We start from the raw sequence: 11,097 nt of genomic DNA, 5'->3' as shown, positions 1-11,097 counted from the left end.
GCCTGCGCCGACACCGGCACCGTCGCCGTCGTGGAGTCCGAGGGCAACGGTCGGATGTGCCTGACCCTGCCCGAGACGCTGATCAGCGTGATGGGCATCGAGAAGGTCCTGCCCGCCTTCACCGATCTGGAGGTCTTCCTCCAGCTGCTGCCCCGTTCCTCCACCGGCGAGCGGATGAACCCGTACACCTCCCTGTGGACCGGCACCACCCCCGGCGACGGCCCGTCCGCGTTCCACCTGGTGCTGCTCGACAACGGCCGCACCGACACGCTCGCCGACGAGGTCGGACGGCAGGCGCTCAACTGCATCCGCTGCTCCGCCTGTCTCAACGTCTGCCCGGTGTACGAGCGCACCGGCGGCCACGCCTACGGCTCGGTCTACCCGGGCCCGATCGGCGCCGTCCTCACCCCGCAGCTGGTCGGCGTGGAGCATGCGGCGAGCCTGCCGTTCGCGTCCACGCTGTGCGGGGCCTGCTACGACGCCTGCCCCGTCAAGATCAACATTCCCGAGGTGCTCACCCACCTGCGCGCCAAGGCCGTCGAGGCCAAGGCCGCCAAGCGGCGCCTGCCCACGCTGGAGGCGCTCGCCATGAAGGGTGCGACAGCCGTCCTGGCCTCGCCGACCCGGCTGGCGCTCGCGCAGCGTGTCGCGTCCCTCGGCGGACGCTCGCTCGCCCGGCGGGGGCGGATCGGCCGGCTGCCCGGGCCGTTCCGAGGCTGGTCCGACACCCGGGACACGCCGGCGCCCCCGGCGGAGTCCTTCCGTGCCTGGTGGCGCGCCAACCGCGAAAGAGAGCAGCGATGAGCAGCCGTGACACCACCCTCGGGCGCCTCCGCGCGGCACTGAGCGACGTCCCGCCCACCGAACGTCCCGACGGTCCGCCGATCCCGCGCGGCTACCGGCGCAGCCACGCCGAGGAGGCGCTCGTCGAGCTGTTCGCCGAGCGCATCGCCGACTACCGCGCCACGGTGACCGTCGCCGACGAGAGCCTCGCCGCCGTGGCCATCGGCCAGGTCCTCACCGGCCGCGGCCTGACCAAGGCCGTGGTACCGGACGGATTTCCCGTCCACTGGCTGCCCGAAGGGACCTGGACCTGGCTCGCCGACGAGCCGCCGCTCACCCTGGCCGCACTCGACCGGATCACGGCGGTGCTCAGTACGGCCGCCATCGCCATCGCCGTGACTGGCACGCTCGTCCTCGACGCCGGTGAAGGCCAGGGACGCCGCGTCCTGACACTGCTGCCGGACTACCACCTCTGCGTGGTCCGGGCGGAACAGATCGCGGGGGACGTCCCCGAGGCCCTCGCCCTGCTCGACCCCACCCGCCCGCTGACCTTCATCTCAGGCCCGTCGGCCACCAGCGACATCGAACTCGACCGGGTGGAGGGCGTGCACGGCCCGCGCACCCTGGATGTCGTCATCCTCACCCGCAAGGAGAACGTATGAGAGTCGCCCTGCACACCCGTGTCAAGCCCGAGCGGGTCGAAGACTACGAGGCCGCGCACCGCGCCGTGCCCACAGAAATGACGGCCGCGATCCGGGCCGCCGGCGTCACCTCCTGGACGATCTGGCGCAGCGGGTGCGAGCTGTTCCATCTGCTGGAGTGCGAGGACTACGCACGGCTGCTCGCCGAGCTGGAGCACCTGCCGGTCAATCTCGGCTGGCAGACGCGCATGGCCGAACTGCTCGACGTCGTCCACGACTACTCCGAGGGCGGGGCTGAGGCCGGCCTGCCGATGGTGTGGGAGCTGTGAGCGGCCTCCCGATCGTCGACGCGCACCACCACGTCTGGGACCTGGCGGTCCGGGACCAGCCCTGGATCACTGGCGCGGCGCTCGCCCCGCTGCGGCGCTCGTTCTCACTGGACGACCTGCGCCCCGCGGCCGAGGCCGCCGGCGTGACGGCCACCGTGCTGGTACAGACCATCACGGTCGCCGAGGAGACCCCCGAGTTCCTCACCCTCGCCAACGGCGACCCGCTGGTGGCCGGCGTCGTCGGCTGGACCGACCTCACCGCACCCGGCATCGCTGACACGCTCGCCCGCCTCCGCGAACTCCCCGGCGGGGACCGGCTGGTGGGAATCCGCCACCAGGTACAGGAGGAACCCGACCCGGACTGGCTGCTGCGCCCCGACGTCCGGCGGGGCCTGCTCGCAGTGGCCGAGGCCGGTCTCGTGTACGACCTGGTCGTCCAACCGCATCAGCTGTCGGCCGCGATCGGCGCAGCAGCCGGACTCACCGGGCTCACCTTCGTCCTCGACCACCTGGGCAAGCCTCCGATCGCGGCGGGAGTGCTCGAGCAGTGGGCCGACCGGATCCGGCGCCTGGCAGCGCTGCCGAACACCGTCGCCAAGCTCTCCGGGCTGCTCACCGAGGCCGCGCCCGGAGCCGGTGTGGAGGACCTGCGGCCGTACGTCGACACCGCCCTGGAGGCATTTGGGCCGCATCGGCTGATGGTCGGCTCCGACTGGCCCGTGAGCACCCTGGCGGCCGGCTACCAGCAGGTGGTCGACACCACCAAGGACCTGCTCGCCGGGCTCAGTGCCGGGGAGCAGGCCGCCGTTCTCTCCCGGACGGCGACCCGGATATACGCGCTGAAGCGCTGAGTTCAGGCAAATGGTCGGATGTCAGCCGCTCAGCGGGACTCGGGAGGTAGGACCGAGCCCGAGCCCAGCATCTCGCGCAGCCAGTCCTCCACCCCGGCGATGTGCGCCGTGGTCCACGCGTGCGCAACGTCGGGTCGCCGGGCGGCGATGGCGTCCAAAATCGCCTGGTGCTGCTGCCGGGTCCGCTCCACGGCACCCTCTTCGGTGACGCCACGCCATACCCTCGCGCGGGTGGTGGGGCCCGAGAGCCCCTCAATCAGCGAGCAGAGCACGCTGTTTCCCGAGCCCTTGGCGATCAGCTGATGGAACTCCAGGTCGTTGGCGATCAGTTCATCCAACGTGGCGTCATCGCTCAACCGGTCGAGCACGGCCCGCAGTTCCTCGACGGCCTCGTCGGACATCACGCGCGCCGCCATCGCCGCCGCGGTCGGCTCCAGAACGCGGCGCACCTCCAGGAACTCCAGCACGGTGTCGTCCCGGTGGAAGTCGACCACGAACCCCAGCGTGTCCAGCAGCAGATTCGGCTCCAGGCTGGTCACGTACGTCCCGTCGCCCTGCCGCACGTCCAGAACCCGGATCAGCGACAGAGCCTTGACCGCCTCACGCAACGAATTGCGGGACAGGCCCAGCCTCGCCGCAAGGTCCGCCTCCTTGGGCAGCCGGGAGCCCGGACTCAGCTCGCCGCTGACGATCATCGCCTTGATCTTGTCGATCGCCTCGTCGGTGACTGGCACACGCTCTCCTTGCATGGCAATCGGACATCGGATCTCTGCATGATAACTCCGACCTCCCACCTCTCCCGAGGGAGTGGTGGCGTCGCCGAGCACAGCGTGATCGGCGAACAGCACCGAACGTCCCAACAGCGCTGGTGATCCAGTAACCGCTATCACCGGAGGAACGAGGCGGGCTCCGACTGGATGACCGTCTCAGGTCAGTACGGAATTGCACGGCACCGGCCCGACCAAGAACCGCATGACCGCGAAGCACGCCAGCGCCCTTCTGCGGCCCCGCTCGTCCTGGCGAACACCGAGCCCAACGCCGACGGACGATCACTCGTTACCGATCAAGGCGCCGACCACCACGAGCACCCAACCGCGCCCCGTGCCGGCTCCATGACCAGCGAATTCAGCTTGAACAACTCAATGAGGTGAAGTTCCGGCTGACAAGCGCGTCCCGAACGATGAAACATCGTATGAATCTACCCCTTCCCCGCATGGAAAGCGATTGCTAGCCTCTAGGCCGCCCTATACATCGGATGTATGTGCCGAGTCGTCCCCGGCGCGCCCCACGCGGTCCGTGCCGGAGGTGGTTGGCCGGTCCCGTTCCGGCCCGTCTTGGGAGGTCCCATGTCACAGAACCAGCCCGCACCCCTGCCCCGGCGGTCGTTCCTCAGCTGGACGTCCTCCGTCGCGGCCGCCGCGTTCGTGCCGCCGCTCCTGGGCGTCGCCACGTCCAGTCCGGTCGAGGCCGCCACCGCGGCGGCTCTCGCGCCCGGGTCGACCCTGGACGACCGGCTCTCGGCCGGCACCGGCTGGCGCGACTTCCTCGGCGGTCTGGACATGGTGTTCGAGTCGATTCCGACGTCCTTCTACCAGGGGCCGTTCCTGGGCAACGGCGGGATGGGCGCCAGCGTCTACCAGCGATCTGGCACCAACCGCCTGGCCTTCGTGCTCGGCGACACCAGGGTTCGCGACCACCAGGGCGGCGACCCGCTTTGGGGCAACTCCCGGCTCCAGATCGGCTACCTGACGCTCCAGACGACCGGCACCGTCACCGCGGTCGACCTGCGCCTGTCGCTGTGGAACGCGGAACTGTCCGGATTCGTCACCACAACCGCCGGCGTCCTGCAGATCCGCGCGTTCGTGCACGCGACCCGCGACCTCCTGGTGGTCTCCTCAGTTGCGGTGACCGGCAGCGAGACCGCCACATGGACATTCACAGCCTTCCCCGCCGTCAGCCCGCGTTCCAAGGTCGTGACCCCGCCGTCGGGCCTGCTCACCAACCCTGCGGCGGTAGTGACCACGTCGGCCACCGGCGGCAGCTCCGTCCAGGATCTGGCGTGCGGCGGACGCACCGTTACCCAGTGGTCGATCCGCACCGAAGCCGACGGCGTCACGTCCACGATGCTGTGCACCATCGCGCACAGCGGCACCGACCACTCGGCCAGTACGACAGCCGCGAACACTCTCGGCACGGCCGCCAGCCTCTCGCTCACCAGCCTCACCACCGAGCACCGGACCTGGTGGAACGCCTTCTACCCCAAGAGCTTCGTCTCCGTCCCTGACACCAAGTACGCCGCCTTCTACTGGACGCAGATGTACAAGCTGGCCAGCGCGACCCGCGCCGATCGGCCGGTGATGGCCACCGTCGGCCCCTGGATCGAGGACACCCGCTGGCCCGCGGCGTGGTACAACCTGAACGCCCAGCTGGAATACTGGCCCGTCTACGCCTCCGGACACACCGAACTTGACTCACTGACCGCCGAGATGGGCGCCGATGAGGCCGGGCTGATCGCCAGGACGCCCGCGGCCTACCGGAGCGACTCGCTGGTGATTGGTCGCACGGCGCAGGAGGACCTCCAGAGTCTGCCGCCGGACCTGCCGGGCAACACGTCCGGCACGCCCGAGGTCGGCAACCTCACGTGGGCCCTGCACAACGTCTGGCTGGCCTACCGGCACACGATGGACCAGAGCATCCTGCAGAACATCCTGTTCCCCCGGCTCCGCAAGGCGATCAACTTCTACCTGCACTTCCTGAGCAAGGACGCCTCCGGCGTGTACCACCTCCCGGCCACCTACTCGCCGGAGTACGGCAACACGAAGGACTGCAACTACGACCTGGCCCTGATCCACTGGGGCTGCCGGACGCTACTGGCCTCGGCCACCAAGCTCGGGATCAACGACCCGCTGGCGGCGACCTGGCAGGACGTGCTCGACCACCTGACGCCGCCGCCCCAGGACACGGCCAACGGCCTGTGGATCGGTTCCGACCTCCAACTGACCACTTCGCACCGGCACTTCTCGCACCTGCTGTGGTTCTATCCGCTGTACGAACTCCAGGTCACCGAAGCGGCCAACCGCACGCTCCTGGTCAACTCGATCAACCACTGGCAGAGCATGCCCTCGGCGCTCCAGGGCTACAGCTTCACCGGCTCGGCGTCGATGTACGCCGTGCTGGGTGACGGCGACTCGGCACTGCGCCAGCTCAACACCCTGCTGACCAGCTACGTCCAGCCGAACACGATGTACGCCGAGAGCGGTGGCCCGGTCATCGAGACCCCGCTGTCCGGCGCACAGACCATGCACGACATGGTGGTGCAGAGCTGGGGCGGCCTCATCCGGGTCTTCCCGGCCGTCCCGTCGGCATGGGCCGACCTCACGTTCCACAACCTGACGACCGAGGGAGCGTTCCAGGTCAGCGCCGTCCGCCAGGGCGGGGTCACGAAGTTCATCCGCGTCCGCAGCAACGCCGGCGAGCCCTGCGTCGTCCTCCCGGGCGGCATGAGCGGGCCCTACGACGTCCAGCCGCTTGGCGCGACGCCGGGCCCGATCTCCTGGACAGCGAACGCGAACGGCACGCTGACCATCGCGCTCGACGCGGGAGACGAAGCAGTCATCGTCCCGGCCGGTCAATCGCCGACGTTGGCGATCGCGCCGGTCATCGCGCCGGCCAGGGCCAGTTGGGGACTGGTCCCGGCCGCCGGCGGCGTCCCGCTCGATCTGGGCTCCTTCCTGTCCAACGACGGCATCACCTGGCAGACCAATCTGACCGATGGCAGCTTCGACACCTATGGGTACACCTATCCGGCCGAGGAGATGCCGACGCCGGGCCTGTTCGTCTCCGGCGGGATCACCTGGACGATGCCCGGCTACGGCGACGGCCGGAAGAACAGCGTCGTGCCGAGCGGGCAGACGGTCCCCGTACCGGCCGCCGCCTACACCGAGCTGCACATCCTGGGCGCCTCGGCGGGCGGTTCCCAATCGGGGACCATGACCCTGGTATTCGACAACGGAACCACGCAGTCGGTCAGCCTGGGCCTGACCGACTGGGGTCAGAAGCCGCAGTACGGGGAGAAGGTCGCGGTGCAGACCAGCCACCGTCACTACGCGGGCGGCGACCATGCGCTGAAGGTCAAGGTGATGCACCAGACGGTCACGGTCGCCGGGCACGGGGCGAAGCTCACCGGGATCACGCTGCCGAGCGCCTCCCGGATGCGGATCTTCGCGATGACGGTTCGCTGACCGCCGTCCCTGTGACTCCGCGCAGACACAACCGAACCCCGCTTCGCACGTCACGACGCGTGCGGAGCGGGGCTCGACGCCATCGGACACCGCCACCGATGCGAGAGGGGCGAAGGGCCGCGCTTGAGTCCTGGTCGGCAGACCCGCGCGGTGACAGGCTGCGCACGCATCGGGGCCGATCCAGCCATCATGTGCACGCAAATCGTCGAAGTGGGCAGCGGCCGGCGATCCAGCGGCTGAGGGCCGGAAAGCACGATCAGGCTCTTGCCAATACATCCGACGTATGGCCAAACTTGCGCCACCAAGTCGTTGGCACTCACATCAAGCCGGGCAAGTGATCGGACCAATGACGTCCGCCGCGCGAGAGGACACCTATGCTCCCCCCGTCCCGCGATGACGAGAGCCCCCGCCCGTCCCGCCGCTCATTCCTGCGCTTCGGCACGGCGGCCGGCGCGGTGGCCGCGCTGAACTCCATTCCCGCCTTCACCGCCCCGGCCCGGGCCGACTTCACCCGGCCGTCAGGGCTGTCGCTGGTGCCGGCCGCCGCAGCCACCACGCTGTGGTACCGCTCCGCCGGGAACGAGTCCAAGATCATCGAAGAGGGCCTGCCCATCGGCAACGGCCGGATCGGCGCTCTGGTCACCGGCGACCCGGCGAACGACACCCTCTACGTCACCGACGCCTCGCTGTGGACCGGAACGCTCAACGCCGCGCTCCAGTCCGACGGCCAGTTCCCCTACGACACCACCAGGTTCGGCACCATGAGCATGCTCGCCAAGGCGTACGTGAAGGTGCCCGCGCACACAGCGACGGCAGTCGGCAACTACCGCCGCCAGCTCGACCTGAGCAACGGCTACGCCTGCGCCAGCTACACCCTGGGCGGAGTCACCTACCAGCGCGAGGCGTACGCCAGCCACCCCGACGACGTCATCGTCGTGCGCCTGACCCAGAGCGGCGGCGGCACCTACACCGGCAGCGTCGCACTGAATAGCACCCACGGCGAGACCACCACCGCCGACCCGGCTGCCAAGACGGCCTCGTTCGACGGCGCCCTGGGCAACGGCCTGAAGTACGGCGCCGTCGTCGCCGTCCAGAACACCGGTGGCACGGTGTCGGTGAGCGGTGGCGAGGTCGCCTTCACCGACTGCTCGGAGGTCCTGATCGTGATCTCCGGCGGCACCAACTACGTCCCGGACCCGGCCAAGGCGTTCATGGATGCGGCCGTCGACCCCAAGGCCGTGGCCACAACCAGAGCCACCGAGGCCGCGGCCGTCGCCGGCACCATGCTGTTGGCCACCCACGTCGACGACTACCGAGGGCTTTACGAGCGGATGACAGTCAGCCTGGGCACCTCCACCGTCGCACAGAAGGCCCTGGACACCCCCGCCAGGCTCGCCGCCCGTGCCGCCTCCGGCGCCGCACCCGACCCCGAACTGGAGGCGAGCTACCTGCAGTTCGGTCGCTACCTGACGGTCACCGGGTCGCGCACCGGGCTGCCCACCAACCTGCAGGGCCTGTGGTTCGACAAGAACAATCCGTCCTGGATGGGCGACTACCACACGGACATCAACGTCCAGATGAACTACTGGCTGCCCGACCGGGCCGGCCTGTCCGACTGCTTCGAACCCCTGGCCGACTACTGTCTCTCGCAGCTGTCCTCATGGACCGCCCAGACCCAGAAGCTGTTCAACGACTCGCACAACGGGTTCCGCAACACCAGCGGCAAGGTCGCGGGCTGGACAACCGCCATCAGCACCAACATCTACGGCGGCATGGGCTGGTGGTGGCACCCGGCGGGCAACGCGTGGCTGTGCAACTCGCTGTTCGAGCACTACGAGTACACCCAGGACACCGCCTACCTCGTCAGGATCCACCCCATACTCAAGGGTGCCTGCCAGTTCTGGGAGGCACGCCTGATCACCACCACCGTCACCGAGAACGGCGTGAGTCGACAGGTCCTGATCGACGACAGCGACTGGTCCCCGGAGCAGGGCCCCACCAACGCCAAGGGCATCACCTACGCCCAGGAACTGGTCTGGCAGCTGTTCCGGAACTACCGCGACTCGTGCGCCGCGCTCGGCCTCGACGCCGCCTACGCCGCCACGATCGCCGGTCTGCAGGACAAGCTGTACCTGCCCCGGGTCAGCGCCACCACGGGCTGGCTGGAGGAGTGGATGACCGACGACAACCTCGGTGAGACCACCCACCGGCACCTGTCCCCGTTGGCCGGCTTCTCCCCCGGTGACCGCATCACCCACGACCGCAGCCCGGTGCCGCTCCTCATCGGCGTGCGCAACCTGCTCACCGCGCGCGGCATGCAGAGCTTCGGCTGGGCCACCGCCTGGCGGGCGATGTGCTGGGCCCGGCTGAAGCACGCCGACAACGCCTACCAGCTGATCCTGACCGTCATGAAGCCGTCGGTGAACTACAGCAACGGCGCCTCGATCAACCTGCTGGACATGTACTCCTTCGGCACCTCCTCCACCCTCCAGATAGACGCCAACTACGGCACCCCGACCGCGATGCTCGACATGCTCGCCTACTCCCGCCCCGGCCTGGTCGAGTTGCTGCCCGCCACGCCGTCGGCCTGGGGCACCGGCAGCATCCGCGGCCTGGGCCTGCGCGGCGGCTTCACCCTCGACATGGACTGGAGCGGCGGCAACGTCACCTCGGCGACGCTGCACAGCACCGGCGGCACCTCGACGAGGGTCAAGTTCGGTACCTGGAGCCAGGCCGTCACCATGGCAGCAGGCGGCTCGGTCACACTCACCCCGCCCACCAGGGCCACCACCTTCGTCCTCGTCAACCGGCGCAGCGGCAAGGCGATCGACGTCCCGGGCAGCTCCACCACGGCAGGGACGGGTCTCATCCAGTACACCCAGCACGGCAACGCCAACCAGCGTTGGAAGCTGACCGACCTGGGCTGCCGGGTCTACACCCTGGCCAACGTCAACTCCGCTCTGCTCGCCGACGTCAGCGGAGGAGGCACCGCGGACGACACCCCGATCGTGCAGTGGACGAATGCCGGCGGCTCGAACCAGCAGTGGATGCTCACCGACACCGGCGACGGCTACGTCAAGATCGTCAACGTGCGCAGCGGCAAGGTCATGGGCGTCCGCGGCAACTCCACCGCCGACTTGGCTCCGATCGTCCAGCAGACCGACACGGACGACCTCAGCCAGCAGTGGCGCATGGTGCCGGGTCTGATCGCGACCGGCCGGCCGCGCAACTCGGCCAGGCAGGCGGTGTGTTGATCGCCGACGACACCGGCTTCGTGAAGAAAGGCCCCACCTCCGCCGGAGTGCAGCGCCAGTACGGGGCTTCGGCACTACTACGGGCCAGTCCGCCAGCACGCTCCGCGTCGGTACTCAACCTCTCACGGTTCAGCGGCTCAGGCCGCTCCCTCTCGCTGCACTCTCGGGGCGGCAGTGTCGAAGCGTGCCTTCCCGCGTTCCGTGCAAGACCAGCAGACCAGGCTCACGCCACCTCCGTGCCGGGCACCACCTGACCAATAGACGGGCTCCGTCAGGCTTATCCCAGACCCAATCCCGTGGGCCCAGTTTTGATGCCACTTCGATTTCAATAACGACACTTCAGCGGTGGTTCACTTGCGTTCGTCTTCCTGATCCCCACCTGACGCATCTTGGGCTCCTTCTCCACATCGCTCACCACGATCGCGTCACCGCTCTCGCAGCATGTGGTGGTTTGAAGCCTCCCCTCGCAGGGCGGCTCCGAAGGGCCAGACCTTCACGTCTTGCACAGCATTGCTTCCAGAACTGTTCCTACATACGGAGCGCTTTCCAACCTGGTTGACGCTGGAGTGACTTGGTGCGGGGGCGTGTGTGGCAAGGGGTGAAGCTCCTGGTAGATGGGTTGTCGACCAAGATCACCCCGTCCGCCCGGAGCTTCACGTGCTTGTCTACCGATCGGGGATCGACCTATCCAGTTCGGCTCTGCGGTTCCTGTCCCGGCTGCTGTCGGTCAGGCGGCACGAGCGTGGAACGCGGTGGCGGCGGCTCCCGGCAAGCCGGAGGTCCTGGCCGCACTCGCCCCGGACCTCCCCACTGCCACGCGCACAGCAATAGGCAAGGCGTTCGTGATCCTCGACGGGACGCTGCTGCCCATCGACCGGATCGCCGCAGACCGACCGTACTGTTGAGTCGGCACGGAGCGCGGTGCCGGTGTTGCCACCGGTCCGTTTCTCCGTGCCGCTCGCCGAACCCGGCGTGCGGCTCTCACCGCACCGGGCTCT

The 11,097-nt window shown here is 68.9% G+C and carries 7 protein-coding genes and 2 pseudogenes; 8 read left to right on the top strand and 1 reads right to left on the bottom strand.

Annotation, left to right across the window (positions count from 1 at the left end):
• From ACWD35_RS43315 to ACWD35_RS43300, 4 genes are all read left to right on the top strand, one after another.
• Positions 1-804: LUD domain-containing protein (locus ACWD35_RS43315; RefSeq protein ID WP_451356834.1), on the top strand; the 804-nt coding region annotated here is incomplete at its 5' end.
• Positions 801-1,445, top strand: coding sequence for a LutC/YkgG family protein (locus ACWD35_RS43310; protein ID WP_451356833.1), 645 nt, complete (start codon positions 801-803; stop codon positions 1,443-1,445). The genes ACWD35_RS43315 and ACWD35_RS43310, both read left to right, overlap by 4 nt.
• Positions 1,442-1,753, top strand: coding sequence for an L-rhamnose mutarotase (locus ACWD35_RS43305; protein WP_451356832.1), 312 nt, complete (start codon positions 1,442-1,444; stop codon positions 1,751-1,753). The genes ACWD35_RS43310 and ACWD35_RS43305 overlap by 4 nt, the downstream gene beginning before the upstream one ends.
• On the top strand, positions 1,750-2,604 hold the full coding sequence (locus tag ACWD35_RS43300) for an amidohydrolase family protein (RefSeq protein WP_451356831.1): 855 nt from the start codon (positions 1,750-1,752) through the stop codon (positions 2,602-2,604). The genes ACWD35_RS43305 and ACWD35_RS43300 overlap by 4 nt, the downstream gene beginning before the upstream one ends.
• A gap of 29 nt (positions 2,605-2,633) precedes the next feature.
• Here ACWD35_RS43300 and ACWD35_RS43295 read toward each other — a convergent pair whose 3' ends face one another.
• The gene (locus ACWD35_RS43295; RefSeq protein ID WP_451356835.1) at positions 2,634-3,353 is read right to left on the bottom strand and encodes a FadR/GntR family transcriptional regulator; all 720 of its coding nucleotides are present in this window, start codon (positions 3,351-3,353) and stop codon (positions 2,634-2,636) included.
• 597 nt (positions 3,354-3,950) lie between these two features.
• Here ACWD35_RS43295 and ACWD35_RS43290 point away from each other — a divergent pair.
• The 4 genes and pseudogenes from ACWD35_RS43290 to ACWD35_RS43275 form a co-directional block, all read left to right on the top strand.
• Positions 3,951-6,845: a glycosyl hydrolase family 95 catalytic domain-containing protein gene (locus ACWD35_RS43290; RefSeq protein ID WP_451356830.1), complete on the top strand. Its 2,895-nt coding sequence runs from the start codon at positions 3,951-3,953 to the stop codon at positions 6,843-6,845.
• A 374-nt stretch (positions 6,846-7,219) separates the two neighbouring features.
• Positions 7,220-10,099 (top strand): glycosyl hydrolase family 95 catalytic domain-containing protein, encoded by a 2,880-nt coding sequence (locus tag ACWD35_RS43285; protein ID WP_451356829.1) that lies wholly within the window; start codon positions 7,220-7,222, stop codon positions 10,097-10,099.
• Positions 10,075-10,173: pseudogene (locus ACWD35_RS43280) on the top strand (transposase); the annotation flags it as partial. The gene ACWD35_RS43285 and the pseudogene ACWD35_RS43280, both read left to right, overlap by 25 nt.
• A 583-nt stretch (positions 10,174-10,756) precedes the next feature.
• Positions 10,757-10,998: pseudogene (locus ACWD35_RS43275) on the top strand (IS5/IS1182 family transposase); the annotation flags it as partial.
• Between the last annotated feature and the right edge of the window lie 99 nt (positions 10,999-11,097).

Source organism: Streptomyces sp. NPDC002671 (assembly GCF_053592475.1).
The sequence above is the reverse complement of the archived record's forward strand: the minus strand, read 5'-3'. Positions and strand labels throughout refer to the sequence as shown.

Coding starts and splice junctions, on each gene's coding strand:
- ACWD35_RS43310 (WP_451356833.1), top strand. CDS start 801: ATGAGCAGCCGTGACACCACCCTCGGGCGCCTCCGCGCGGCACTGAGC.
- ACWD35_RS43305 (WP_451356832.1), top strand. CDS start 1,442: ATGAGAGTCGCCCTGCACACCCGTGTCAAGCCCGAGCGGGTCGAAGAC.
- ACWD35_RS43295 (WP_451356835.1), bottom strand. CDS start 3,353: ATGCAAGGAGAGCGTGTGCCAGTCACCGACGAGGCGATCGACAAGATC.
- ACWD35_RS43290 (WP_451356830.1), top strand. CDS start 3,951: ATGTCACAGAACCAGCCCGCACCCCTGCCCCGGCGGTCGTTCCTCAGC.
- ACWD35_RS43285 (WP_451356829.1), top strand. CDS start 7,220: ATGCTCCCCCCGTCCCGCGATGACGAGAGCCCCCGCCCGTCCCGCCGC.